This window comes from Pelistega suis, assembly GCF_013133795.1.
Lineage (GTDB): Bacteria > Pseudomonadota > Gammaproteobacteria > Burkholderiales > Burkholderiaceae_B > Taylorella > Taylorella suis.
In genome coordinates, this window is the sequence record NZ_JABGBN010000001.1 from 445,438 (window position 1) to 471,262 (window position 25,825).

Below are 25,825 nucleotides of genomic sequence, written 5' to 3' on the forward strand. Positions count from 1 at the left end.
ATGCGAATCAGTATTCAAGAAGCGGCTAAACGATTGGCGGAAGGGGATTTAGTTGCCTTTCCAACGGAAACAGTTTATGGTCTGGGTGCCGATGCAGAGAATCCAAGCGCTGTAGCGAAGATTTATCAAGCCAAAGGTCGTCCACAGAATCATCCTGTTATTGTCCATTTGGCACCGAATGCTGATTTATCTTATTGGGTGAGTGAGGTTCCAGTCGAGGCAAAGAAATTAATTGAACATTTTTGGCCCGGACCACTCACCTTGATTTTGCCTCGTGCTACTCATATTCCTGATGCGGTGAGTGGGGGACAAAGCAGTGTGGGTGTGCGTTGTCCATCGCATCCTGTGGCGCAAGCCTTATTGACAGCTTTTTCTGCACTTAAGCCTAATGGGCAAGGTGGTGTGGCAGCACCATCTGCCAATAAATTTGGTCAAGTATCACCAACGAGTGCAAGTCATGTTGTATCAGAGTTCCCAGCAGAAATTCAAGCGGGTGTGCTGTCAGTCCTAGAGGGGGATGATGCTGATATCGGTATTGAATCAACCATTATAGATCTTTCTCGTCTTAAAGAGGGGGTCGGTGCGGTGTTGCTACGTCCGGGCCATATTACACGTGGGCAGTTAGCTGAAGTATTAGGCTATGAACCAGCAAGTCCTGATAAGGCTGCGCCACGAGTGTCAGGTTCTTTAAAGGCACATTACGCACCTCGTACACCATTGCAGATGGTGCGTGAGGAAGAGTGCAAGCAACTAGTGTCACATATTCCTGCGGGTGAAAAATGGGTATTGATGGCATTTAAGGAAATGGTATCCCAAATCACATCGCAAGTGTCTACAACGGAGGTTGGCACACTAGAAATCTACGCGGTTTCATCAGACCCTGTCGCTTATGCCAGAGAAATTTATGGATTACTACGCCGTTTAGATGAGCAAGGTTACCAGCGAATTTGTGTGCAAGCTTTGCCGCAAGATGCTAACTGGGAGGCATTAAATGACCGTCTTCAGCGAGCAGCAGCGGCTTTTGTTTAAATTCGAATACCTTTGCCTTTTAAGTTTTCTTCACACTCTACCCAATAATGCTGATCATGTTCGGGATAAATAGGGGAGGTAAGAGTAACTTCTGATAATTCTGAATAAGCTGGTGTTGATTTTCCTCTGTAAAGCGGGTTGTACCAGAGTGGGTCAGGCTGATAACCACGGCGTCTCATTTCTTGCATCACTAGAAGATGGTATTGATAGAGTTTATAGGGAGAGTGAGTGAAGACATAGTTCACTGTCATATGAGGACGCCCCCAACCGCTGCCTCGTAAGGCAGCGCATTCGCGGTGCTGTCCTAGAAGTTGTTGCCGTGGTAAGCGTGGCAACATATGTTCATGCCATAATCTCATATCACATCAAAGACGAGAAAAACTGGTCTATTTTTAATAAGGTCAATATACCCATAACAGCAAAAATACAAGCAGAAATAGCATGGATAAGTTTGGGTGAAAAGCGTTTGGCAAATTTTTCACCTAGAAAGACTGCAGGCACATTTGCCAGTAGCATACCTAATGTCGTACCAATGACAACAAGAATGGCATCATCAAAACGGGCTGCCATGGCTACTGTTGCGATTTGTGTTTTGTCACCCATTTCGGCTAAGAAAAAGGTAATACAGGTGAGACCAAAGATACCCCAACGTGAAGAGGCTAAGCTGACATCGTCTTCATCAAGTTTGTCTGGAATTAACATCCAAATTGCCATGGCAATAAAGGATAGACCAAGCACCCAGCGAAGTACTTCAGGACTTAAAAATTGGCTTACCCACACGCCTACTGCACCAGCTAAGGCATGATTAAAAATTGTGGCAATAGTAATACCAAGGATAATAGGAAGTGGTTTTTTGAAGCGAGCAGCTAATAAGAAAGCCAAGAGTTGGGTCTTATCACCCATTTCGGCAAGAGCTACAATGCCTGTCGAGACGAGAAGTGCATTCATTTGGAATAAACCTTTAGCCGGACAGTAGATAGACGAATGACTACGCAAGTACTATCCGGCTAATAGCACCCGAGTAATCAAAGGTCTTGTCAAACTAGTGTACTAGTCGCCGGCGCCATAGCATTGTCTGCCAAGTGTGTTGACGCAAGCCTCAACAGTGAGAGACTACTCCCCAATGAAAGTAACAGCATTTTATAAGGGGATGGGGGTATCGTCAAGTATTCTCTATCGTTGAAGTTTGTGGTTGTCGATTTTTTGCCAAAAGCCATATTAATTTTTTATGGTTTTATCATTTTTATTGCTAAAAACTATGATTGTTTGATTTATCGCAAAACTTTGCTCATAAAAGGGAGGTAAACTTTAAATAACCATAAAGTAATGAAGGGTATTAACTCATAAGGAGAGAAAGATGAAAGTATCAGTAAAAGTTTTGGTGTCTTGTTTGGCTGCTTTATCAATGAGTACAGCCATGGCGCAAGCAAAAGAAGAGCGTTATAAACCGAATAATGAATTAATCGTTGCGATTGAGCCAGCAAAAGGGCAAAATCCTGCTGAGGTTGAGCTCGGTAAAAAGCTATTCTTTGACCCACGTCTTTCTCGTTCAGGGTTTATTTCTTGTAACTCCTGCCATAACTTATCGATGGGTGGTACAGACAATCTTAAAACCTCTATTGGTGATAAATGGTCACAAGGTCCAATTAATTCACCAACCGTATTGAACTCAAGTTTAAACTTTGTACAATTCTGGGATGGTCGTGCAGCAAATTTACAAGAGCAAGCAGGTGGTCCAATTGCCAATCCATTAGAAATGGCATTCACACATGATTTGGCAGTTGATATCTTAACGTCTATCCCTCAGTATCGTGAAGAGTTTAAGAAGACATTTAATGAGGACAAAATCACGATTGAACAAATCACTAAGGCTTTAGCCGCTTTTGAAGAAACATTGGTGACACCAAACTCTCGTTTTGATCAATGGTTAGGTGGTAAAGAAGATGCGATTACAGATCAAGAGTTGCGTGGTTACTTGCTCTTTAAAAATAGCGGTTGTGTGGCCTGTCATAATGGTGCTGCAGTAGGTGGTAATTCATTCCAAAAAATGGGTGTGGTTGAGCCATATGTTACTGACAATGAATCTGCGGGTCGTGCAGGTGTATCAGGTAAAGATGCCGATCGTATGCAATTCAAAGTGCCAACATTACGTAATGTGGAATTAACCTATCCGTACTTCCATGATGGCGCTGCGGCAACCTTGTCACAAGCAGTAGATACAATGGGACGTTTACAGTTAGGTCGTAAGTTCTCTGAAGAAGAAGTGAGCGATATCGTGGCATTCTTAAAGACATTAACAGGAGAACAACCAAGCTTCACTTTACCAATCTTACCTCCTTCAAGTGATGAGACACCTCGTGCTAATCCTTGGGCGAAATAAAGGTGTTTTAAAGTAGATAGAATGTAAATATAGTCCTATAAAGACTGTAAACAAAAAAGACCCTTCGTTGTTAAACGAAGGGTCTTTGTATTGCTTTAAATAGTGTTTATTTAAAGCATAATAATGTGTTTCAGTGATATTACTTCATCGAAATAGTCGTATTAACACCGCGCTCATGGTGAGACCAACGCGCTGTGATAGACTTGGTCTGTGTCCAGAATGCCATCGCTTGTTTACCATTAGGACCTAATACACCTAGTTTAGATCCACGAGAACCCGTGAAGCTAAACCATGCCACAGGAACTGGAATTGGGATGTTGATACCAATCTGACCTACATCAATATTATTTTGGAAGTAACGCGCATCGCCACCGTTTTGTGTAAAGATAGCAACACCATTACCATTTGGATTGGCATTAATAAACTCAACCGCTTCTTCAATAGTATCTACGCATACGATACATAGTACTGGACCAAAGATTTCTTCACGATAGATTTGCATATCGACTTTAACATTGTTAAAGATAGTAGGACCAATAAAGTTACCATTTTCGTAACCAGGGACAACGATATTGCTACCGTCAAGTAATAAATCTGCACCTTCTTCAACACCAGATTGGATAAGTCGACGAACACGCTCTTTGGCTTGCGGAGAAACAAGAGGACCTAGGTCGGCTTGACGGTCGGTGCCAACATTGACCTTGAGAAGTTTAGATTTTTCGACAAACTCATCAATCCATTCTTTAGACTTACCCACAAATACGGCAACAGAAGTTGCCATACAACGCTGACCTGCTGCGCCAAAAGCCGCGCCGACTAATTGATTAAGTGCTACTTCTTTGTCGGCATCTGGCATGATAACGCAGTGATTTTTTGCGCCCATCATAGCTTGACAGCGTTTACCGTGGTTAGATGAACGTTGGTAGATTTCTGTACCAACACGTGTTGAACCAATAAATGATACCGCTTGAATATCAGGATGTTCACATAAACGATTAGCGACCTCAGGGCCACCATGTACGACATTAAGTACGCCAGGAGGGAGACCCGCTTGGTGTGCAAGCTCGACTAAGAATAGTGAAGCACTTGGGTCTTGTTCTGATGGTTTTAAGACAAATGTATTACCTGCAGCAACCGCAAGTGGGAACATAAAGCAAGGTAACATTACGGGGAAGTTAAAGGCGGTGATACCTGCGCATACACCAAGAGGTTGGATTAAGGTGTAGACATCAATTCCTGTAGCCGCATTTTCAGCATATTCGCCGAGTTGTAAGCTCACAATAGAGCAAGCGTGTTCGATAACCTCTAATCCACGACCGACTTCACCCTCAGCATCGGGCAGAGTTTTACCGTGCTCAAGTGTAATCAGCTCTGCTAATTTTCCTGCATTCTCACGAACGAGTTGTTGGAATTTGAGCATGATGCGCATGCGCGCGCCTTGTCCTGTATTGCGCCATGTTTTATAAGCTTTTTTGGCACTAGCAATAGCTGCATCTACTTCAGAAATTTCACAAAAAGGTACTTGAGCAACAACTTCTTGGTTGGCTGGGTTTAAAACATCCACCCATTTTGATGTTTTAGATTGAACCTTTTCATTGTCAATGATGAGAGGAATGCGAGGTACGCTCATTTAAAAAGTCTCCTTATGATGAATGCTAGGGCTGACCCTAACACGTTATTTCTTACAAAAGTGTGAAATATTTAATACTGGATGTATAGTAGTTTGATGTGTATAAAAGTTAAATGCAATATAATAAATGCACATTAATTGTTTATTTATACACATAAAAAATGTTGAATTGGGATGACTTAAGATTCTTTCTGGAAGTGGCTAGAACTCAGCGAGTAAGCACGGCTGGCGTGCGTTTGGGGGTAGAGCATACTACGGTAGCGAGACGGATTAGACAGTTAGAAAATGAGTTAAATACGCTTTTATTTGAAAAATCGCGTAGTTCAGGTTTTACCCTAACTCAAGCGGGACTGGACCTTTTGCGCCATGTTGAAAAGATGGAAAGTCATCTTTTAAATGCGACTGAGGAGGTGAGTAGTTTAGGGGACTCATTAAGTGGTAATCTGAAAATTGCCGCCACAGAAGGGTTTGGTAGTTTTGTTTTGACACCTGTGGCCATGCATTTTCAAGATTTATATCCGGGGATTACCTTGGATGTGATGCCTTTTCAGCGGTTTGTGAGTCATAGTAAGCGGGAAACGGATATTGTTATCAGTATTGAACGTCCAGCACGAGGTCCTTATATAGGGAGTAAGTTGACGGATTATGCACTTAAGCTTTATGCAACACATGATTACTTAGATAAGTCCCCACCTTTGCAGAAGTTAGCTGATTTAATGCGTCATCGTTTTATTTCGTATATTGATGAAATGATTATTTCGGATCAATTGCGTTATGTCGACGATATTATGCCAAGGGATAAAATTGTTTTTCGGAGTAATAGTGTGGTTGCTCAGATGAGAGCCTGCCTACAAGGTAAAGCCATTGCGGTATTGCCTTGCTTTTTAGCAGAAAGTCAACCTTTATTGCGGAGTGTGTTGGACGATACTTATACGATTCAACGTAGTTTCTGGATGCATTATCATGAAGATTTAAAAAACCTTAAACGTATCGAAGTCTTTACCCAGTATATGAAGCAGGTGATGGAACAAAATAAACAATTTATGCTAGGTAAGGCAAAGCAGTTAAAAATTTAAAAGGTCGTTATGTTGTATTGCATAACGACCTTAAGGCACTTAAAAATTTCCGAGAGCGTATTAAGCAAAGACGACAGTTTTGTGTCCGTTTAATAAAATGCGGTGTTCAGCATGATTACGTACCGCACGAGAGAGTACGAGGGACTCAATATCGCTACCCACCTGTACAAGCTCATCGGCACTTAAACGATGGTCGACGGCTTCTACATCTTGCTCAATAATGGGACCTTCGTCTAAATCTGCTGTGACATAATGTGCCGTGGCACCGATAATTTTAACCCCACGAGCATGGGCTTGATGATAGGGTTTTGCCCCTTTGAAGCTAGGTAAAAAACTGTGATGAATATTAATGGCGCGTCCTTCTAGTGCTTGACATAGTTCATTAGAAAGAATTTGCATATAACGAGCAAGTACCACTAAATCAATTTTTAAATCATCCACTAATTGTAGAATTTGAGCTTCTTGTGCTTGTTTGGTTTCTGCATTTACAGGGAGATAATGGAAAGGAACTTTATAGCCATTGGCGAGTGCTTCGTGATCGCGATGATTAGAGGCAATCGCGACAATCTCAATGGGTAAGGCACCACTATAAGTACGGAAAAGCAAATCATTTAGACAATGCCCTTGTTTGCTAACCAAAATGAGTACACGCATTTTCTCTTTACTATCATGAACTTGCCATTGCATTTGGAATTTCTCAGCAATGGGGACAAAGCCCTCTCGAATGGTTTTTAAGTTGGTATTGCTGGTAAAGTGGATGCGTAAAAAAAACTGCTGGCTCTCAGGATCTCCAAATTGTTGTGAATCAATGATATTGCCATTAATATTTAATAAAAATCCAGATACAGCATGGACAATACCAGTACGGTCAGGACAAGAGAGGGTTAAAATTAAATCATTGCTCATTGTGAGAGACCTTTAATGCGTCATAAACATATTCAGCGATGGCTAAACAAGAGGTTAAACCGGGAGATTCTATCCCGAATAAATTAATAAGGTTGGGAATATGGTGTTCAGCTGGTGTACTAATACGGAAGTCTGCTGCTGGTTCGTATGGACGAGTAATTTTAGGGCGAATGCCGGTATAGCCTGGGTTTAATACACCATCAGGTAAGCCAGGCCAATATTGACGGACTGCTTCATAAAAATCGCTGCTTCGAGCAGGATTTAAGTAATAATCTACTTGCTCAATCCATTCAATATCGGGACCGAATTTGACTTGCCCACCTAAGTCTAGCGTCAGATGAATACCTAAACTGGTTTCATTAGGCATAGGATAGATTAATCGTGAAAAAGGGGATTTTCCGCTTAAGGTGAAGTAACAGCCTCTGCAATAATACGCATTGGGAACATATTGCTGGTCGAGTCCTTTAAAATTTTTGGCTAATAAAGGCGCATTTAGTCCAGCAGCATTAATAAGAATTTCGCAGCTCAGTTCAATCGCTTCTTCACCACCAAACTGACAATGGAATAAGCCGTCACGAATATCGACGGATAACAAAGGTGAATGAAAAACACATTGGGCACCATGGTTTTCGGCATCCCCCTGTAAGGCTAGCATTAAGCCATGACTATCAATAATCCCAGTCGAAGGAGAAAGTAAGGCGGCAACGCAATGTAGATTAGGTTCTAAGGTTTGCGCTTCTGCTGGTGAGAGTAATTGTAAATCATGTACGCCATTGGCCTCTGCTGTCTCTTTGATGTTATGGAGCTTGGCGAGTTGATTATCTTCTGTGGCGACAAGCAGTTTGCCTAGGCGTTGGTGTTCAATACCTTTTTCTTGGCAGTATTGATAGAGCATTTCTTTTCCAGAAACGCACAGTTTGGCTTTTAAGCTGCCAGGCGTATAGTATAGACCAGCATGAATGACTTCGGAGTTGCGAGAGCTAATGCCCGTTCCTATGGCTTCATTTTCTTCGACGATGAGAGTAGTGTAGCCTTGCATAGCCATTTTACGAGCAATGGCCAAGCCTACTACACCTGCACCGATGACGATGCATTGGATATCACTTTGTGTCATTTTTTTGAGGGGAATTAGGAGTTAAATCAAAAGTTCCTGCATGAAAGACAAGTGGCATATAGTCGCTATGAGAGCAACGCTCTACTTGCCCAATCATAATATGATGGTCACCTTCATGGTATTGGCTTTTGTTATAGCATTCAAAATACGCTGCTGTACAAAACTCGGCTAGTTTAGGAATGCCGAATTCGTTATAGCTAAAGTCAATATGAGAAAAACGTTCTTCTTGTGTACCGCGAGAAAATTCAAGCGCTAATAACATCTGTTCCGCCGTGAGAATATGAATGTTATAACGTTCAGCTTTTAAGAAGATATCAAGCAATGTTGATGTATTTTGTAAACTCCAAAGCACTAGAGGGGGATCCATCGAGACCGAGTTAAAAGAACTGATAGTGAGCCCTAGAGGTGCTTTGGTATGAGGGTCAATGGTAGTGACAATCGCTACCCCAGTCGCAAAGCGCCCTAAGGCCTGACGAAATTCATAAGAATCAAAATTAGCAATTCTCGCAGACATATCCTCTCCTGCTTAGGGCGACAAGCGACCCAGTTGCCATTGACCTGTAATATCGCGTGTAAATTTCAGGCGATCATGTAAACGAGAAGGACGTCCTTGCCAGAATTCAATCGTCTCAGGAATAACACGATAACCTCCCCAATGTGCTGGTTTGGGGATATCTTCCCCAAATTGTGCTTCATAGTCAGCATAACGTTGCTCAAGTATTTCGCGACTGATAGCTTGGCTTTGCAAGGATGCCCAAGCACCAATTTGGGAACCAATCGGACGTGATTTAAAGTATTCGGTAGATTCTGCTTCCGAGATTTTTTCGACACGTCCATTAATATGGACTTGGCGTTGTTGAACCATCCAAAAGAATAAAAGACTCACATAAGGGGTTGCTTCGATATCTTGACCTTTTGCCGATGTGTAATTGGTAAAGAAGACAAAACCTCTCTCATCAAAGTCTTTGAGTAAGCAAATGCGAGAGCTTGGCTTGCCATCAGCAGAAACGGTAGATACGGTCATGGCATTGGGTTCTAAACCGCCTTCTGCACGTGCTTGATCAAACCAAAGTTGGAATTGTGTAAATGGATTTGGATGGATATTGCTTTCTAGCAAAACATCTTTATCGTAGTTTTCTCGTAAATCAGCAATAGACATGGAACGACTCAATAGTTGTAAGAATTTGTATTAGTATACCGTAGTCGAGCCGTTCTGTCCTTGATTAAAACTTAGGCTAGTCGTTGTTTGATGAGATTACTGAGATACACAAGGTAATCGTCTTTAATACCTGCACGGGCTAAAGCATCTGATGTTTGGGTAACGTACTCGTGACAAGGACCATAGGTGCCTGCTGCATTGAGGACAATCTCAATGGTTTCTTCTTCGCTGAGTTCTCCTGTATAAGCATTGGTTCGCGTATCCATAACAAAAACAAGCGCTTTAATTATTCCTTCGGGGGTTTCGCAGGGTAGCCACATAGGTGTATAGGATTCTGAAGGCATTTCTCTGCGCCATAGTTTACGGAATTGACCGATGATATCCTCGTTAGGGATACGGTAGACGCGTCCCTCACATGTCCCCCCTTGTTTTAACCCAAACACTAAGCCGGGTTGCTCGGGAGTCCCTCTGTTGACACAAGACCATAAGCATAAGGCACGGCTATAACCAGTAAGGGTGGCATGACGAGACTCTTCAAAGGCAAATTCGGGTCGCCAGACGAGAGAGCCATAACCAAAAATCCAGATGTTTTTTTGTTCTTCAAGCTCATTGAGTGTTTTGAACATTGTTTCTTCTCGCTCTTCTTCGGTCCAAAGACGGAAGGTGCGAAGATGTTCTTGAGCTTTGCTTAATGCTGGGATGTTAAGTTTTGACACGGCAATAACAACAAAAGAGATACTTAATATATAAACAGATATATTGTTAATACGACTATAATAACGAAATTCTAGTCAAACTATGATAATGACATTATAGTGAATTCTTAAAATGATGGACAACACAACAGATTCAATCAGTCGCCGATTTAACAGTTTACAACGATTGTATGGGGAAAAAGCAACACAGCAACTCGCACAATCGCATGTTTTTATTGCAGGGATTGGTGGAGTAGGCTCTTGGGTGGCAGAAGCGTTAGCACGCTCAGGAGTAGGGCAGTTAACCTTAGCCGATTTGGATCATGTGGCGGAGTCGAATATCAATCGTCAAGTGCATGCGTTAGGTTCAACTGTCGGTATGGCAAAGATTGAGGCAATGGCAGCAAGAATTGCGGATATTAATCCAGAGTGTAAGCTGAATCTTATTGATGACTTTGTTGATGAGCAGAATATTGATTCATATTTAAAACAATATGCACCTCATGTATTATTAGATTGTACCGATCAAGTCAAAGCCAAAATTGCGATGTTATTGACAGCTAGGCAACATCATATTCCATTTTTTATGTGTGGTGGTGCTGGCGGTAAAACCGATGTATTTAGTTTGCGTTATAGTGATTTAGCTTTAGTGAAAAATGATAATTTACTCGGTCGTATTCGCCAAATTCTGCGTAAAGACCATGCTTATCCAAAAGGCTCGGACAATAAAGGTAGAGCTTTAAAAAAACCACCCAAAATGGGGGTTAATTGTATTTGGTATGAGCAGACGGCACAATTACCTGATTTATGGGTAAATCCTGACCAAGCACCACAGGGTTTGTCATGTGCAGGGTATGGTTCGAGTATGACAGTGACAGCAACAATGGGACTCGCCGTCGCTAATCTGACACTAGATACTTTATTAAAAGCGTAATAAGGAAAAGGGGCTTGCCAAGAGGTAAAGCCCCTTAATAGTTGTGGGCTATTTATAGCTGATATTTATGTTTATATAACGGGAGAAAATAAGGATGTTTTCCGCATATCGAGAGGACGTTTTTTTTATGAAAAAAGTCTTACCGGCATTGGTATTAATGGGTGTTGTGTATGCTGGCTTGCAGCTATTGTCCATTCCGATTAATGCAGTCGCCTTGGCAATTGTACTGATGGTGGCTTTTTGTTTATTAAAAATTCCAGTCGCGGTGGCTATTGTCATCGCCGCATTGCTAGGTGGCTTACATGCTGGGATGTCGTTTGATGCTGTATTAAAAGCATTGAACGATAATTTGCTAGGGGGAGCACAGGTGGGCATGACCTATATTATGGTGGGTGCCTTTGCCGTTGCTTTAGCGCGTAGTGGTATCTTAGAGTGGGTAGCTCAGAAAATTTCTGCTCGCTTAAATGTACAAGGACAAAAAGTACAAGCACAGATTAAATGGACTTTATTTGCTATTTTTATCGTAGCGTCCTTGATTTCTCAGAACTTAGTGCCTGTTCATATCGCCTTTATTCCTGTGTTAATTCCGCCTTTACTAGGGGTGATGAATAAACTACAGATTGACCGTCGTATGGTGGCATGTATTCTTGCGTGCTGCATTAGTGCAAGTTATCTATTGTTACCTTTTGGTTTTGGCGCAATTTATCTAAATGATATTTTGCTAGAAAATTTTAATAGTGTGGGTGCCGCAGCGGGTTTAGCAGGTACGGCAGATATGGCACCTAAAGCGATGTTCTGGCCAGTGATGGGTATTCTTGCGGGTATGCTATTTGCGATTTTTGTTTCTTATCGTAAACCTCGTATTTATAAAGATATTCCTTTGTCGAATCGAGATGAGGGGGCTCCTGTGGTGATTAAATGGCAGCAATTGCTATTTACTTTAGTGGCGATTGCTGCGACAGTATTGTGTCAAGTGCTATTTGATTCTTTATTCTTAGGTGCTTTATTAGGTTTTGTCATTTTGGGCTTTTCGGGGATTTATCGTTGGCAAGCGCAAGATGATGTTTTTACGCATGGTGTGCGTCTTATGGCGGAAATTGCCGTCATTATCACGATAGCCTCAGGTTTTGCTGGTGTATTAAATGCGACAGGCGAGATTGATTCACTCGTCGCCTCTGCAAAAGATCTATTCGGTGATAATAAGATGTTGGGTGTTTTTGTGATGCTGGCGATTGGTCTATTTATCACGATTGGTTTTGGGGACTCGTTTGCATCAGTACCGATTTTGGCGCCTGTTTATATTCCGCTAAGCCTTGCTTTAGGATTGTCTCCATTAGCGACGATGGCTATGCTAGGTGCTGCGGCGGCCTTGGGTGATGCAGGCTCACCAGCCTCGACGATTTCGCTAGGTGCAACTGCTGGGTTGAATGCTGATGGTCAGCACGATCATGTTAAGGATAGTGTTATCCCCGCATTTTTACATGCCAATATTGGTATGTTGTTATTTGCTTTTGTAGCGATTTTATATTTGTAATATTTCAATATAGATTGAGAAGGTCAGATGATTATTAATCAAGCTGACCTTTTTATGGAAGTAAATCAGGTTAAAAAGGCCAAAACATCGGAATAAATACAATACCCAGAACAAAGAAAATAATATTCAAGGGTAATCCTACTTTGATAAAGTCGGTGAACTTATAACCGCCAGCACCATAAACCATGGCATTGGTTTGATAACCTACTGGAGTGACAAAGCTGGTGGCAGCGGCAAATATAACGGCAATAACAAAAGGAGTAGGACTCGCCTCTAGAGACTGTGCGGTACTAATGGCAATAGGTGTCAGCAGTACAGCAGTACCAGCGTTACTCATAAACTCAGTTAGAATCATTGTCATGAGATATAAAATCGCTAATGCCATAACGGGGCCTAATACGGCAGCTTTAGCAATCGTATGATCAGCGATAAACTGGGCAGCACCACTATTGGTCATCGCAATGCCTAGTGGAAAGAGTCCAGCAAGCAAAATAATGACTCGCCAATCAATAACGTTGTAACTGTCTTCATCACCTAAGCAACCTGCTAGTGCCATAGCAACAGCACCGAGTAGAGACGTAATTACAATAGGCGCTATACCGATGGCCGAGGTAATAACGACAGTCGCCATAACTGCAATGGAGAAGTAGGCTCGCCAATTGCTCTTAGTGCGATAGCTAGTTTCTGAGAGCAAAATAAAATTGTGGTCACTTTTGAGTTGTTCGATGTCCTCTTTGGGGAGACTCATCAATAAAATATCGCCCACTTGAAAAGAGAGCGTACGCAAACGTTCGCGGATAATTTTTCCGCGACGTTGCATGCCCCATACCACCATATTGCGGTTCCACAGTCGATTGAGCAAGAACGTATTGCTATGTAACCAGTGAGAATTAGGGGCAATCATGACTTCTGCCACCATGAGCTCATCGTTTTTTTCTTGTTGGATATGATGTAATGCAGAACTATGGGTGAGTTTATATTTTTCTCTCAGCTCCATAAGCCCGTCAACTTCGCCTCTTACTAAGAGGATGTCGTTCTCTTGTAATAGTTGGTGAGAGGGTGTTGATAAACGTTCATTGCCACGAAGGACACTCAGAATATAAACATCATAGGTGTCGTTAAGAGCCAACTCATCGGCCATTTTTCCAATTAAAGGAGAGTCGGCAGAAATCTTAAGTTCACTCACATATTTGCCATGACCAATTTCCTCATTGCTCAAGCTAGAAGTATCTGGAAGTAGCCAGCGATTGAGCAGGAGTAGGTAGGCACATCCAATGACTAGAAAAATCAACCCTAGAGGGGTGAATTCAAACATTGAGAATCCGGGCAAGCCTTGTTGCTTTGCAATCGCATCAACTAAGAGATTGGTTGATGTCCCAATCAAAGTAGAAACCCCTGCCATTTGTGAAACATAAGATAGGGGGATAAGGGATTTCGAGGGGGATAAGCCTATATTATGTGATGCAGCAATGACAACGGGAATAAAGACAGCAACGACCGCCGTATTATTAACAAAGGGAGAGATAAGAGAGGTGATGATAAATAAGGTCAGCAAAAATAACCAAGGTGATTTAACACGAGAAAGTAACTCCCCCACGCTGTCTAATGCACCACTATTTTTTAGTCCTGTGGCTAGCACAAACATAGCTGCAATTGTAATGGTAGCTGAGTTGCTAAAGCCGCTAAGTGCTTCTTTAACATCAATCTGTCCTGATAAGGTGAGTAGTGTTAGTACGATAATAGCAACGGCATCAATACGGATTTTTTCTGTCGCAAAAAATACGACAGCCATCAAAACAATACTAAGCGTAATAATAATATCTATAGTCATTGTGCGCTCCCTATCATACGTGCATTATACTCATCTTTTAGTCTTTTTTTGTAGACATAAACTCCGCTAAAACGGCACCTGTATGCGAGCGTTTTTTCTGTTTAATGAGTTCTTCTGGACTGCCACTTGCGACTAATTGTCCGCCACCTGTGCCACCCTCAGGCCCCATATCCAGAATCCAGTCAGCCTCAGCCATCACATCAAGATTATGTTCAATGACGACTACGGTATTACCAGCATCGACCAAACGGTGGAGCACATGGATGAGTTTTTCAACATCAGCCATGGATAATCCTACGGTGGGTTCATCTAGCACATAGAGGGTATGAGGTAAACGAGAAGCACGCCCTGTTTTGATAACTCCTTCATCGAGGCGCGCTTTGACTAATTCAGAGACGAGTTTAATGCGTTGTGCCTCACCACCTGATAAGGTCGGAGAGGCTTGTCCTAGTGTCAGATAGCCTAGTCCGACATCTTGCATCAGTTGTAATGGTCGTAATACTTTAGGATGTGCAGCAAAATAAGGGATAGCATCATCCATTTCCATACGAAGAACATCACCGATGGATTGTTCTCTTAATTTAATGCTTAATGTTTCAGGGTTAAAGCGTGCGCCATGACAGGCCTCGCAAGGCACTTTCATATCAGGTAAGAAACTCATTTCTACCGTACGCATACCTTGTCCTTCGCAGACCGGACAGCGACCGGTTCCTGTATTAAAGGAGAATCGTGAAGCCGTCCAACCACGAATTTTGGCATCACGTGTTTGAGCAAACTGTTGGCGTACATCGTCCCAGAATCCAATATATGTCGCAGGACATGAGCGAGGTGTTTTGCCAATCGGTGTTTGATCGACCTCAAGGACTCGGTCGAGCTTTTCCCAACCTTCAATGGTTTGGCATCCTTGCCATTGTGGTTTGTCTTTGCTACCGACTATCTGTTTAAGATTGTGTAGGAGGACATCACGTGCAAGACTAGATTTTCCTGATCCTGATACCCCCGTAATTACACTTAACTTACCGAGAGGGATTTTTGCATCGACATCTTGTAAGTTATGTAGAGTGGCGCCTTTAATGCTTAACCAATCTTGTTCATTTGTGATGGCACGTCTTGCTTGCATAGGATGTTGAATAGGGTGAGCAAGGAATTTACCTGTAAGGGATTGAGGATTATTGATAATATCTTCATAACTTCCTTGAGCGACTACGGTACCACCGCGTACACCTGCCCCTGGTCCGATATCTATAATATGTTCAGCTTTACGGATTGTGTCTTCATCATGCTCAACAACAACTAAGGTATTACCATTTCCCTCTAGTTTGCTTAATGCATCTAATAAAATACGATTATCCCGAGGATGTAAGCCAATAGTTGGTTCGTCTAGAATATAACAGACACCTTGTAAGTTGGAGCCTAGTTGCGCAGCTAGGCGGATACGCTGAGCTTCACCGCCTGAAAGCGTCGGTGATGAACGGTCTAGGGTGAGGTAATTTAAACCGACCGATTGCATAAAGCTTAAACGACTCTTTATTTCTAAAAGAATATCGCGTGCAATTTCAGCTTCTCGTTTGCCTAGGCGAAGTTGGGTAAAAAAGTCTTGTGCCTCTTGGACAGACATGGCACTAATATCCGTAATAGATTTTTCTTCCCATTGAACAGCACGTGCAATAGGGTTTAAACGAGTGCTGGAGCAGCTTGTACATGTACCGAGATATTCACCGTCCTCTTCCTGATTTAGCCAGTTACTTTCTTCGCCTGTTTGTTCGGCGTCAAAGCCTGCAATGCTTAAACCTGTACCAAAGCAGCTAGGACACCAACCATGTTTCGAGTTATACGAAAATAAACGAGGGTCAGGTTCTGGGAAGCTAGTGCCACAACTAGGGCAAACACGTTTACTAGAGAAGTGGCGTTGAGTGACATTCTCTTGTTGATTAAGCTCTTTTTTCTTCTGCAAGTTTGGCAGAATGCTCATTACGCCTTGACCATGTTGAAGTGCTAATGCAATGCCATCCAGTAAGGTTTTTTCTTGTGATGCTGAAACTGTGGTATCCAATACGGACAATTCAATCGTATGTTCTTTATAACGATCTAGACGTGGCCAAGGATTGACAGGAATAAACTCACCATCTACACGTAATTGTGTATAGCCTGCTTTTTCTGCCCATTTCGCTAAGTCGGTGTAATAGCCCTTACGTGCCGTGACGAGTGGGGCAAGGAGGGCAATGCGTTCACCTTTATGTTCACGAAGAATTTGAGCAAAGATTTGTTCTTTACTGGAGGGAACAACAGGGACATGGCAGCAAGGACAATATTGTGTTCCCAACTTTACATAGAGTAGACGCAAGAAATGATGAATTTCGGTCATGGTACCGACGGTCGATTTACGCCCCCCTCGACTGGTTCTTTGCTCAATAGCAACCGTTGGAGCAATCCCATAAATCGCATCGACATCCGGTTTGCCAGCAGGTTGGACAACTGCACGTGCATAGGCATTAAGTGACTCTAGGTAGCGGCGCTGTCCTTCATTGAATAAAATATCAAAGGCGAGCGTAGATTTACCTGATCCGGATACTCCTGTAATGACACTAAATTTATTGTGTGGGATATTGACGGAGATATTTTTTAAATTATGCTCACGAGCATTTAAAATCTCAATCTGAGTAGGACGATTATGTTGCACTTGATAGTGCATTTCTTGTTCATTGATTGTCTGTGCTGACTCAATAATAATGTCCTTTTCATATTCACGAAGGGCTTGTCCTGTGAGTGATTGCTTGTGTTTCTTTAACTCATCAGGCGTACCTTCTGCTACGATATGACCACCACCATGACCACCTGATGGACCTAAATCAATAATCCAATCGGCAGCACGGATAACATCGAGATTATGCTCAATAATAATTAGAGAGTGTCCTGCTTCTAAGAGCTTACGGAAGGCACGCATTAGGCGAGCAACATCATCAAAATGTAGACCTGTTGTCGGCTCGTCAAATAGGAATAAATTACCTTTGTATGCAAGTGATTTGGCTTTATTGCCTAATTTAGCTGCCTCGACGAGGTGTCCTGCGAGTTTTAAGCGTTGCGCTTCACCACCAGAAAGTGTCGGTACAGGCTGTCCCAGACTCACATATTCTAAACCTACATCGACTAATGGTTGTAAGCTGGTTTTGACATCTTTAAGTCCTTTAAAGAAAGCGAGTGCTTCGCTGACAGTCATGGCTAGGACATCTGCAATATTAGCGGTTTTGCCGAGATGTTCGACTTCTACCTCTAATATTTCAGGTCTAAAACGTTTGCCATCACAATCAGGGCAACGTAGATAGACATCAGAGAGGAATTGCATTTCAACATGCTCAAAACCGGTGCCACTACATGTTGGACAACGACCGTCCCCACTATTAAAGCTAAAGGTGCCTGCTGTGTAGCCACGTTCACGCGATAAAGGCGCTTGCGCAAAAATCTTACGAATGGCATCAAATGCACCCACATAACTCGCAGGGTTAGAACGCGCTGTTTTGCCAATGGGGGTCTGGTCCACCATAATGACTTCAGCGATTTGCTCTGCACCTAATAAATGAGAATAAGCACCGGGTGCTTCAGTCGGTTTATTAAAATGTTTGAGAAGCGCAGGGTATAACACATCTTGAATTAAAGTGGATTTACCTGAACCTGAAACGCCCGTCAGACAAACAAAACGGTTAAGCGGGAAGGCGACATCAATGTTTTTTAGATTATGCTCTCGTGCGCCTTGTAGTAAAAGTTTTGGGGTATTTGGCAGCACCTTCATCGGTAAAGGTGCTTCGACACGCAAGCGACCACCGAGGTATTGACCTGTTAACGTAGGAGCGTGACGCAGTTGCGCTGGCGTACCGTCAAACACAATCTCACCACCACGCTCTCCTGGACCCGGACCAATATCCAAAATACGGTCAGCGGCGACCATGACTTGTGGGTCGTGTTCGACAACCACCAGGGTATTGCCAGCTTGACGTAAACGTTGCATCACACGAACAATTTGATTCATATCATGAGGATGAAGACCGATGGAAGGTTCATCTAGCACAAAGAGGGTATTGGTCAATGATGTACCGAGTGCTGTGGTGAGGTTGATACGTTGTACTTCACCACCAGATAAAGTGCGGCTTTGTCTGTCTAAACTGAGATAAGAAAGACCGACATCATTAAGGTAGTTTAGTCGCGTTTTAATCTCAGTCATTACGAGTTCGATAGCGGAGTCTTGACTGAAGTCTTCTTCTTGGAAAAAGCTTTTAACATCGCTCAAAGGTAAGCGCATCAAATCGTGAATAGCAAGACCGGGCAGTTGTTGTAGTTGGCTATCAGACCATTGCGTACCGACAGGCATAAATCGTTGATAGAGCGGATAGCGTTCGGCGGTCTGTTTGCCGATACGCCAGAGATTAGCATCGGATTTCAGACGAGAGCCATGACAGCTTTCGCATGGACGATAAGAGCGATATTTAGACAGCATGACACGGATGTGCATTTTGTAGGATTTGCTTTCTAAATAATCAAAGAAGCGAGCGGTACCATACCATTGAGTCTTCCAGCCTTGTCGAGTATCTTTAAATTCTGGGTCACCATGAATAATCCATTCGAGTTCCTTTTCAGAGAGTGATTTCCAAGGGACGTTTGTACGAATACCCGCTTTAGGTGCATACTTCATCAGTTCGTCTTGGCATTCTGCATAGGTTGGTGTTTGCCAAGGTTTAATGGCACCTTCAGCTAAGGTTTTATTTTCATCGGGTACCACTAAGCCATAATCAATGCCCATGGTACGACCAAAACCTCGACAGACTTCGCAAGCGCCTAGTGGTGAGTTAAATGAGAAAGTACTTGGTAATGCTTCAGCATAATTGATATCACAAGTCGCACAATGTAGGTGCTGACTGAAGTTCCATTGATAGGCATTTTCTCCTTCATCATTGAGGGCATAAACACGTAATTTACCTAGACCATACTTAAAAGCAGATTCAATCGCTTCGATAATGCGCTCTTTTTCTGCCTTGCTAAAGCGGAAACGGTCTTGTACAACATGCAAGGTACGGTAGCTTTCAGGTTCAGTCTTGCTTTTTTTCTTGCTTGGTTTAATGTCCTGTGTTTCTTCGGCGTGGATACGTGTAAAACCTTGTTGTTCTAGAAAGTGCTTAACTTCCTCTTCGCTATAGTTACTTGGCACTTGAATAGCAAAGGTAAGAATTAAACGAGGGTCATTGGCAGCTTGACTCAAGGCACCGAGTTGCTTATAAATCGTTTCACTATTATCTTTATGAACAGGTTCTGCGCATTGGCGACAGTGTAGGGTTGCGACACGTGCAAATAAAAGTTTCAAATGATCGTTTAATTCCGTCATGGTGCCGACGGAACTACGTGAATTACGCACAGGATTAGTCTGATCAATGGCAATCGCAGGGAGGATGCCTTCAATATGATCTACCTGCGGCTTATCCATACGGTCGAGGAATTGACGTGCATACGGTGAAAAAGTCTCGACATATTTACGTTGACCTTCTGCATAGAGGGTATCGAATGCTAGAGAGCTTTTGCCTGAACCTGATACCCCTGTCAGAACGGTAATTTCTCCGGTATTAAATGCAACATTTAAATTTTTTAGACTATTTTGCTTAGCGCCAAAAAGACGAATTTGTGAAGACATAGCGAGAAATAAAAGTAAAGTGCTAAACTGCTAAATTATCAGGCAGTTCGCTATAAAGGAAGTGATATGTATGCTAGTGATTGTAAACCCATTGGTATTACGATGGGGGATGCAGCAGGAATTGGTCCAGAATTAATTGTTAAACTTTTTAAAAAAGGACTTCCTGCACCAGTAGTCGTCTATGGTGATGTGTTTAGCTTACAACGGGCGGCTGATTTTTGCGGTTTTGGAGAATTGTCGATTGTTGAATGTGCGGATATAACAGAAGCATTAACTGTTGCTCCAGATGCTATCCCAGTAATCAATTGTGGTATGTATTTTGATGAAAATTTAGTATTGGGAGAGACTAGTGCGGCAGCTGGTGAGGGTAGTTTTCGCTTTTTAAATCAGGCTATTGATGATGCGATGACTGGTGAGATTGCTGCGATTGTGACGGCACCTTTGCATAAAGTGTCTCTAAAAAAAGCGGGGTATGATTTTCCTGGTCATACCGAAATTCTAGCGCATCGTGCAGGTGTTGAACATGTGGGGATGATGCTATTAAATGATGAATTACGAGTGATTCTGGTCACGATTCATGAGGCATTATCGGCAGTACCTGCTTTAATTACGCCTGAGAGAGAGAGCATCACTATTCGTTTAGCGGCACACGCCTGTCGTCAATTAGGTCTGGAAAATGGACGTATTGCGGTGGCAGGACTCAATCCTCATGCGGGAGAAGAGGGACGTTTTGGGCGGGAAGATGAGGACATTATTCGCCCAGTGATTGAGCAGTTGCGTGCTGAGGGGGTGAATGTGAGTGGTCCTTATCCAGGGGATACGATATTTATGCGAGCTCGCCGAGGAGAGTTTGATATGGTTGTGGCACAATATCACGATCAAGGATTGATTCCTGTGAAGTATCTTGGCGTTGATACGGGGGTGAATGTGACGGTAGGTCTGCCCTTTATCCGTACAAGTGTCGATCATGGAACGGCATTTGATATTGCTGGCAAGGGAATAGCCGATGAGTCGTCATTAAGAGAGGCGTTTTTGTTGGCGATGAAGATAGCCAATAAACGCTCGCTATGATGATTGGTAGCAAATACTTACCAACAAAAAACAACATTTTTTATTGAAAAATCAAAAAACTTCGCCCTTTTTATAAAAATAGGCTACACTAACGGATTAAATCCAAACTGCATATTCCGGAGAAAAACATGGCAGAAATCAAACGTAATCGCCGTAATACTCTAGAGCGCCGTTGCTTAAGCAAATCTTTCAAACGTTTGTTTGTAGGCTCTCCAAAGGGTACATTTAAAATGCTAGAAAAAGTTAAACGCGTATAATTCGGGTTTAACACTAGTTGTAACTATCCTTGTTTTTGCAAGCGTAGTTGGCAAAATTCCAAGCCGAGATTCAGTAGAGTCTTGGCTTTTGCTTTTTATACGATATATTTTGTCCTGAGGATTTATGAGTACTCTGCCTATCACGGTAATGACCCCTACCTATAATCGAGCGCATACCTTACCTCGAGTTTATGAGAGCTTACTTGCTCAGCATTTTCGTGATTTCGAATGGCTTATTGTGGACGATGGCTCCACAGATGATACCCGCGCTTTAGTAGAGGGTTGGCAAGCTGAGGCAAAACTGACGATTCGTTATCTATGGCAAACCAACCAGCATAAAAAAGCGGCGTTTAATCATGGCGTGCGAGAAGCACAAGGAGAATTATTGGTCGCACTAGATAGTGATGATACGATTTTGCCTGATGCCTTAGCGCATATGTGGACAACGTGGCAGCAGCTAGACAATCGTGAGCGATTTATTGGTATCACGGGATTATGTGCCAAACCCAATGGAGAAATTGTCGGTGATCCTTATCCTCAAGACGTGATGGATTTAAGTGCGATTGATATGTACTTTAAATATAAAGTCAGGGGTGAAAAGTTTGGTTGTTTAAATACGGCTGTGCTTAAGCAATTTCCTTTTCCTGAAAATATTCCTGGGTTTGTTCCTGAAAGTTTAGTGTGGCGTAAGATTGCACGAGCAGGTTATAACACCTTATTTATCAATCATGTCTATCGCACGTATTATGATAGTGATGATTCTCTATCACATGAGGGGCATACACAAGGTAATAAGCATGCCTTGGGATTATTATGGTTGGCTAAAGATATGGTCAATGATTGTATGCCATGGTTTAAATATCAGCCTAAAGAATTTATTAAAGCGGCGATTCGCTATAACCGATTTAAGCGCGTATTGGCTAAACAAGGACAGTGTGTTCCTGAATGGGGGCAGTTGACTGATTGGAAAGCGAAATTATTGGTGGCGTTAACAGCACCGATAGCGAGGGTGATGTATCGGTGAATAGTGAAAGGGATTTGATTTATGTTTAAATTAAATCCCTTTTTTTATTTGATAAATAGAGGGTTATGATAAAACAATAGGTAAATAGTATAAGAGGATTTTTTTGTTCTATCTCTCGTATTATGAGTCATTAACACGCACAATAATCATAGATTACCTTGATTAACTTTATTTTTTTGTGATTTAATAAATCACACTTAATCTATGATTAAAAGTTTTATTCATAAAGGTTTGGAGCGATTTTTTAGAACAGGTGATACATCTGGCATTAACAAGATGTATGCTTCCAAAATCGCAAGGGTCTTATCAGTATTAGATGAGTTATCTGATATCTCTCAGCTAAAGGGATTATGGCAATGCCATCGTTTAAAAGGGGATAGAGATACTGAATGGGCATTATCCATTTCTGGAAATTGGCGTATTACCTTTGAAATTAAAGAGGGGCACGTCTATATCGTGAATTATGAAGACTACCATTAGGAGTGATATTACATGCTAATGCATAATCCCCCACCACCGTGTGATATTCTTAGAGAGGATGTATTACCTGGGTTAAATATGACAGTCACGGAGTTTGCTCGACATCTGGGTTATTCGAGAGAGGCGATGAGCCGTACTTTACATGGTAGAACACCGATTACGGCTCAAATGGCATGGCGTTTGGAGCAAGCGGGGATTAGTACTGCGGAAATGTGGCTGAACTTACAAATGAAGTATGATTTGTGGCAGTTAAAATATCAAAAGAGTGATGTCAATATTCAACCCATCAAAATGTTAGAACTTGCTTAATATGTGCGGGTATTAAGCATATAAACCTTTAATGCCATACCTTTTTACCGAGATAAGTTCCTTGTTCTGGTGCCGAGGACTCTTCGTCTAAATCGTCATCATCAAAGTCACCATAGTCATCATTAAGGTCTTGGGCCTCCATCTCGGTAATGATATCGCTATCATCTAAACCAAAAGGCAGTAACATGGCCAAGTCTTCTGACCAATCAACTTCATCGCCTTGATAATCAATACGCGTAAAGCGTAATGGTGGTTCACCAATTTGGATACCCCATAGGAACTCACATTCGTAGACGCTTTGGTTAAAGTCTTCCATTAATGCGGATGCACCGATTAGGCGAGCAGATGGGCCGCCCATTTGCATAATGACCGCTTCTGCATCGACATCTTTACCGACTTCGAGTGGTGTGCCAAAGGCAATCCACTCATAGCCTTCTTCGGTAACATCAATTTCGGCGAGTACAGGCTTACCCATATAAGCGCTAAGTGCCTCAACGGTTTTGGCGAGTAGTTCAACTTCAGTAGATGAAAACGTTTGTGTCATTATGGGTCCTTCAAAGAGTATCAAATAAAAGGATGAGTTTGATGTCTGCCCAGTATCTGATTTTGCGATAACTTTCGCTCTATTGTAATGCAAAATCTTTTAAAATAGAGGTTAATGTTTTTAACGATTTAAATACTCATAGGTAGCTATGGCTCAATACGTTTTTACAATGAACCGTGTAGGCAAAATTGTTCCGCCTAAACGTCAAATTCTTCGTGATATTTCTTTATCGTTTTTCCCAGGTGCAAAGATTGGTGTACTAGGTTTAAATGGTTCAGGTAAATCAACTTTATTAAAAATTATGGCAGGTTTGGATAAGGAGATTGAAGGTGAAGCAGTCCCTATGCCCAATTTGCATATTGGGTATTTACCTCAAGAGCCTCAATTAAATCCAGAACATACGGTACGCCAAGCTGTAGAGCAAGGTTTAGGTGCGGTATTTGCGGCACGTCAGCGCTTAGAGCAGGTGTATATTGAGTATGCAGAACCTGATGCAGACTTTGATAAATTAGCTGCAGAACAAGCGGAGTTAGAGGCGATTATTGCGGCAGCGGCTTCTAGTGGTGCTGATGATATTGAACATCAGATGGAAGTGGCGGCTGATGCTTTACGTCTTCCTCCTTGGGATGCCATTGTGGGTCATTTATCAGGCGGTGAAAAGCGCCGTGTTGCTTTATGTGCTTTGCTCTTATCAAAGCCAGATATGTTGTTATTAGACGAGCCAACCAACCATTTAGATGCAGAAAGTGTGGATTGGTTAGAGCAGTTTTTACAGAAGTTCCCTGGCACGGTAGTGGCAGTAACGCATGACCGTTATTTCTTGGACAATGCAGCAGAATGGATTTTAGAGTTAGACCGTGGACACGGTATTCCTTGGAAAGGCAACTATAGTTCTTGGTTAGAGCAAAAAGAAAATCGTCTTCAACAAGAGGAAAACCAAGAGTCTGCACGTCAGCGTACGATTAAGAAAGAGCTTGAGTGGGTGCGTCAGAATCCTAAGGGTCGTCAGGCAAAATCTAAAGCACGTTTGGCACGTTTTGAAGAGCTTTCTTCTTATGAATATCAAAAACGTAATGAAACGCAAGAAATCTTTATTCCTGTAGCTGACCGCTTGGGTAATGAAGTGATTGAGTTCAAAAATGTGAGTAAGGCATTTGGTGATCGTCTGTTAATTGATGATCTAAGTTTTAAAGTGCCTGCGGGTGCTATTGTGGGGATTATCGGTCCTAACGGTGCGGGTAAATCAACGCTCTTCCGTATGATTACAGGTAAAGAGCAACCAGACTCGGGCGAGGTAATTATTGGTAAAACGGCTAATATTTCTTTTGTCGATCAATCTCGTGATGGCATGGAAAATGATAAGACCGTCTTTGACTATATTGCTAATGGTGCAGACTTACTCACGGTAGGTAAGTTTGAAATGCCTGCCCGTGCTTATTTAGGTCGTTTTAATTTCAAAGGCTCTGACCAGAATAAACAAGTGGGTTCTTTATCAGGTGGTGAACGTGGTCGTTTACATATGGCAAAAACACTCATCAAGGGTGGTAATGTGTTACTCCTTGACGAGCCATCAAATGACTTAGACGTAGAAACATTACGTGCGCTTGAGGATGCGTTATTGGAGTTCGCCGGTAGCATTATGGTCATTAGTCATGATCGTTGGTTCTTAGACCGCATTGCGACACATATTCTTGCATTTGAGGGAGATTCGCAAGTGGTCTTCTTTGATGGTAACTATCAAGAGTACGAAGCGGATAAGAAGCGTCGTTTGGGTGAAGAGGGTGTTCAACCTAAGCGTATTCGTTATAAGGCATTAAAATAAGCCTTTTCTCGTAATAAGGTGAAATAAACAAGCACAGAATAGGCTATATTCTGTGCTTTTTCTTTGGTAAGCTAGTTTTATCGCCTATGTTTTATTAAAGGAGTTTTTATGAAAACGATGACGAAAATGTTAGCTATTTCAGCATTGGTAGTCAGTTTAAGCGCTTGCGGTCATTTAAGTACTCGCGATAAAAGCACGATTGGTGGTGCAGCTATTGGTGGTGTAGCCGGAGCTGTAATCACTGGCGGTAGTGCCTTAGGTACTGTGGGTGGTGCAGCCGTTGGTGGTGTGATTGGTAACCAAGTCGGTAAATAAGTATTATTAGATGGAAACAAAAATGGTGGTTCAGTTAATCT

General features: G+C 42.3%; 23 protein-coding genes and 1 riboswitch. Of the genes, 12 read left to right on the top strand and 11 right to left on the bottom strand.

From position 1 onward, the window contains the following. Positions 1–1,029, top strand: a complete 1,029-nt coding sequence (locus HKX39_RS02130) for an L-threonylcarbamoyladenylate synthase (RefSeq protein ID WP_171679655.1) — start codon at positions 1–3, stop codon at positions 1,027–1,029. On the opposite strand, the gene HKX39_RS02135 is transcribed toward HKX39_RS02130, so the two are convergent. Both HKX39_RS02135 and HKX39_RS02140 read right to left on the bottom strand, forming a co-directional pair. Continuing rightward, on the bottom strand, positions 1,026–1,388 hold the full coding sequence (locus HKX39_RS02135; protein ID WP_171679656.1) for a TIGR02328 family protein: 363 nt from the start codon (positions 1,386–1,388) through the stop codon (positions 1,026–1,028). The genes HKX39_RS02130 and HKX39_RS02135 overlap by 4 nt on opposite strands. A gap of 1 nt (position 1,389) precedes the next feature. Continuing rightward, entirely contained in the window at positions 1,390–1,977 is a 588-nt protein-coding gene (locus HKX39_RS02140) for a TMEM165/GDT1 family protein (protein ID WP_171679657.1), read from the bottom strand. A 91-nt stretch (positions 1,978–2,068) separates the two neighbouring features. Next, positions 2,069–2,163: riboswitch (yybP-ykoY riboswitch) on the bottom strand. A 223-nt stretch (positions 2,164–2,386) separates the two neighbouring features. Between HKX39_RS02140 and HKX39_RS02145 the strand changes: the two genes are divergently transcribed. After that, on the top strand, positions 2,387–3,409 hold the full coding sequence (locus HKX39_RS02145) for a cytochrome-c peroxidase (RefSeq protein ID WP_171679658.1): 1,023 nt from the start codon (positions 2,387–2,389) through the stop codon (positions 3,407–3,409). A 139-nt stretch (positions 3,410–3,548) separates the two neighbouring features. Here the strand turns inward: HKX39_RS02145 and HKX39_RS02150 are convergent, their stop codons facing one another. Beyond that, positions 3,549–5,039 carry a CoA-acylating methylmalonate-semialdehyde dehydrogenase gene (locus HKX39_RS02150; RefSeq protein WP_171679659.1) on the bottom strand — a complete coding sequence of 497 codons (1,491 nt, stop codon included), beginning with the start codon at positions 5,037–5,039 and terminating at the stop codon, positions 3,549–3,551. A gap of 161 nt (positions 5,040–5,200) precedes the next feature. On the opposite strand from HKX39_RS02150, the gene HKX39_RS02155 reads away from it, so the two are divergent. After that, positions 5,201–6,115, top strand: coding sequence for a LysR family transcriptional regulator (locus HKX39_RS02155; protein WP_171679660.1), 915 nt, complete (start codon positions 5,201–5,203; stop codon positions 6,113–6,115). A gap of 60 nt (positions 6,116–6,175) precedes the next feature. On the opposite strand, the gene purU is transcribed toward HKX39_RS02155, so the two are convergent. The 5 genes from purU to HKX39_RS02180 form a co-directional block, all read right to left on the bottom strand. Beyond that, entirely contained in the window at positions 6,176–7,021 is an 846-nt protein-coding gene (gene purU / locus HKX39_RS02160) for a formyltetrahydrofolate deformylase (RefSeq protein WP_171679661.1), read from the bottom strand. Next, entirely contained in the window at positions 7,011–8,135 is a 1,125-nt protein-coding gene (locus HKX39_RS02165; protein ID WP_171679662.1) for an NAD(P)/FAD-dependent oxidoreductase, read from the bottom strand. Before HKX39_RS02165 ends, purU begins: the two co-directional genes overlap by 11 nt. Further along, positions 8,122–8,649, bottom strand: a complete 528-nt coding sequence (locus tag HKX39_RS02170; protein ID WP_171679663.1) for a flavin reductase family protein — start codon at positions 8,647–8,649, stop codon at positions 8,122–8,124. Before HKX39_RS02170 ends, HKX39_RS02165 begins: the two co-directional genes overlap by 14 nt. Positions 8,650–8,661: 12 nt before the next feature. Next, positions 8,662–9,294, bottom strand: a complete 633-nt coding sequence (gene pdxH, locus HKX39_RS02175) for a pyridoxamine 5'-phosphate oxidase (RefSeq protein WP_171679664.1) — start codon at positions 9,292–9,294, stop codon at positions 8,662–8,664. A gap of 71 nt (positions 9,295–9,365) precedes the next feature. Continuing rightward, the gene (locus tag HKX39_RS02180) at positions 9,366–10,010 is read right to left on the bottom strand and encodes a gamma-glutamylcyclotransferase (protein ID WP_257050357.1); all 645 of its coding nucleotides are present in this window, start codon (positions 10,008–10,010) and stop codon (positions 9,366–9,368) included. Between the two features lie 115 nt (positions 10,011–10,125). Here HKX39_RS02180 and HKX39_RS02185 point away from each other — a divergent pair, with 115 nt between their 5' ends. After that, positions 10,126–10,923, top strand: a complete 798-nt coding sequence (locus tag HKX39_RS02185) for a tRNA threonylcarbamoyladenosine dehydratase (RefSeq protein ID WP_373566500.1) — start codon at positions 10,126–10,128, stop codon at positions 10,921–10,923. Between the two features lie 127 nt (positions 10,924–11,050). Continuing rightward, positions 11,051–12,457, top strand: a complete 1,407-nt coding sequence (locus tag HKX39_RS02190; RefSeq protein WP_216605015.1) for a Na+/H+ antiporter NhaC family protein — start codon at positions 11,051–11,053, stop codon at positions 12,455–12,457. A gap of 70 nt (positions 12,458–12,527) precedes the next feature. On the opposite strand, the gene HKX39_RS02195 is transcribed toward HKX39_RS02190, so the two are convergent. Continuing rightward, a complete protein-coding gene (locus HKX39_RS02195; RefSeq protein ID WP_171679666.1) occupies positions 12,528–14,288 on the bottom strand; it encodes an SLC13 family permease in 1,761 nt (586 codons plus the stop codon). Between the two features lie 37 nt (positions 14,289–14,325). Next, positions 14,326–19,962, bottom strand: a complete 5,637-nt coding sequence (gene uvrA, locus HKX39_RS02200) for an excinuclease ABC subunit UvrA (RefSeq protein WP_171679667.1) — start codon at positions 19,960–19,962, stop codon at positions 14,326–14,328. 66 nt (positions 19,963–20,028) lie between these two features. On the opposite strand from uvrA, the gene pdxA reads away from it, so the two are divergent. From pdxA to HKX39_RS02220, 5 genes are all read left to right on the top strand, one after another. Further along, complete coding sequence (gene pdxA, locus HKX39_RS02205) at positions 20,029–21,033, top strand: 4-hydroxythreonine-4-phosphate dehydrogenase PdxA (RefSeq protein ID WP_246225967.1); 1,005 nt, start codon at positions 20,029–20,031, stop codon at positions 21,031–21,033. 128 nt (positions 21,034–21,161) lie between these two features. Next, positions 21,162–21,290 (top strand): hypothetical protein, encoded by a 129-nt coding sequence (locus HKX39_RS10715; RefSeq protein WP_257051013.1) that lies wholly within the window; start codon positions 21,162–21,164, stop codon positions 21,288–21,290. Positions 21,291–21,414: 124 nt separating this feature from the next. After that, the gene (locus tag HKX39_RS02210) at positions 21,415–22,314 is read left to right on the top strand and encodes a glycosyltransferase family 2 protein (RefSeq protein WP_171679668.1); all 900 of its coding nucleotides are present in this window, start codon (positions 21,415–21,417) and stop codon (positions 22,312–22,314) included. A gap of 204 nt (positions 22,315–22,518) precedes the next feature. Beyond that, entirely contained in the window at positions 22,519–22,794 is a 276-nt protein-coding gene (locus HKX39_RS02215; protein ID WP_171679669.1) for a type II toxin-antitoxin system RelE/ParE family toxin, read from the top strand. Between the two features lie 12 nt (positions 22,795–22,806). Further along, positions 22,807–23,103: a HigA family addiction module antitoxin gene (locus HKX39_RS02220; RefSeq protein WP_171679670.1), complete on the top strand. Its 297-nt coding sequence runs from the start codon at positions 22,807–22,809 to the stop codon at positions 23,101–23,103. Positions 23,104–23,131: 28 nt separating this feature from the next. Here HKX39_RS02220 and HKX39_RS02225 read toward each other — a convergent pair whose 3' ends face one another. Then, positions 23,132–23,647, bottom strand: coding sequence for a hypothetical protein (locus tag HKX39_RS02225; protein WP_171679671.1), 516 nt, complete (start codon positions 23,645–23,647; stop codon positions 23,132–23,134). 148 nt (positions 23,648–23,795) lie between these two features. Here HKX39_RS02225 and ettA point away from each other — a divergent pair, with 148 nt between their 5' ends. After that, positions 23,796–25,469: an energy-dependent translational throttle protein EttA gene (ettA, locus tag HKX39_RS02230; RefSeq protein ID WP_171679672.1), complete on the top strand. Its 1,674-nt coding sequence runs from the start codon at positions 23,796–23,798 to the stop codon at positions 25,467–25,469. A gap of 108 nt (positions 25,470–25,577) precedes the next feature. Next, entirely contained in the window at positions 25,578–25,784 is a 207-nt protein-coding gene (locus HKX39_RS02235; RefSeq protein WP_171679673.1) for a glycine zipper 2TM domain-containing protein, read from the top strand. Positions 25,785–25,825: the final 41 nt, after the last annotated feature.

Coding starts and splice junctions, on each gene's coding strand:
- HKX39_RS02130 (WP_171679655.1), top strand. CDS start 1: ATGCGAATCAGTATTCAAGAAGCGGCTAAACGATTGGCGGAAGGGGAT.
- HKX39_RS02135 (WP_171679656.1), bottom strand. CDS start 1,388: ATGAGATTATGGCATGAACATATGTTGCCACGCTTACCACGGCAACAA.
- HKX39_RS02140 (WP_171679657.1), bottom strand. CDS start 1,977: ATGAATGCACTTCTCGTCTCGACAGGCATTGTAGCTCTTGCCGAAATG.
- HKX39_RS02145 (WP_171679658.1), top strand. CDS start 2,387: ATGAAAGTATCAGTAAAAGTTTTGGTGTCTTGTTTGGCTGCTTTATCA.
- HKX39_RS02150 (WP_171679659.1), bottom strand. CDS start 5,039: ATGAGCGTACCTCGCATTCCTCTCATCATTGACAATGAAAAGGTTCAA.
- HKX39_RS02155 (WP_171679660.1), top strand. CDS start 5,201: ATGTTGAATTGGGATGACTTAAGATTCTTTCTGGAAGTGGCTAGAACT.
- purU (WP_171679661.1), bottom strand. CDS start 7,021: ATGAGCAATGATTTAATTTTAACCCTCTCTTGTCCTGACCGTACTGGT.
- HKX39_RS02165 (WP_171679662.1), bottom strand. CDS start 8,135: ATGACACAAAGTGATATCCAATGCATCGTCATCGGTGCAGGTGTAGTA.
- HKX39_RS02170 (WP_171679663.1), bottom strand. CDS start 8,649: ATGTCTGCGAGAATTGCTAATTTTGATTCTTATGAATTTCGTCAGGCC.
- pdxH (WP_171679664.1), bottom strand. CDS start 9,294: ATGTCTATTGCTGATTTACGAGAAAACTACGATAAAGATGTTTTGCTA.
- HKX39_RS02185 (WP_373566500.1), top strand. CDS start 10,126: ATGGACAACACAACAGATTCAATCAGTCGCCGATTTAACAGTTTACAA.
- HKX39_RS02190 (WP_216605015.1), top strand. CDS start 11,051: ATGAAAAAAGTCTTACCGGCATTGGTATTAATGGGTGTTGTGTATGCT.
- HKX39_RS02195 (WP_171679666.1), bottom strand. CDS start 14,288: ATGACTATAGATATTATTATTACGCTTAGTATTGTTTTGATGGCTGTC.
- uvrA (WP_171679667.1), bottom strand. CDS start 19,962: ATGTCTTCACAAATTCGTCTTTTTGGCGCTAAGCAAAATAGTCTAAAA.
- pdxA (WP_246225967.1), top strand. CDS start 20,029: ATGTATGCTAGTGATTGTAAACCCATTGGTATTACGATGGGGGATGCA.
- HKX39_RS10715 (WP_257051013.1), top strand. CDS start 21,162: ATGGCAGAAATCAAACGTAATCGCCGTAATACTCTAGAGCGCCGTTGC.
- HKX39_RS02210 (WP_171679668.1), top strand. CDS start 21,415: ATGAGTACTCTGCCTATCACGGTAATGACCCCTACCTATAATCGAGCG.
- HKX39_RS02215 (WP_171679669.1), top strand. CDS start 22,519: ATGATTAAAAGTTTTATTCATAAAGGTTTGGAGCGATTTTTTAGAACA.
- HKX39_RS02220 (WP_171679670.1), top strand. CDS start 22,807: ATGCTAATGCATAATCCCCCACCACCGTGTGATATTCTTAGAGAGGAT.
- HKX39_RS02225 (WP_171679671.1), bottom strand. CDS start 23,647: ATGACACAAACGTTTTCATCTACTGAAGTTGAACTACTCGCCAAAACC.
- ettA (WP_171679672.1), top strand. CDS start 23,796: ATGGCTCAATACGTTTTTACAATGAACCGTGTAGGCAAAATTGTTCCG.
- HKX39_RS02235 (WP_171679673.1), top strand. CDS start 25,578: ATGAAAACGATGACGAAAATGTTAGCTATTTCAGCATTGGTAGTCAGT.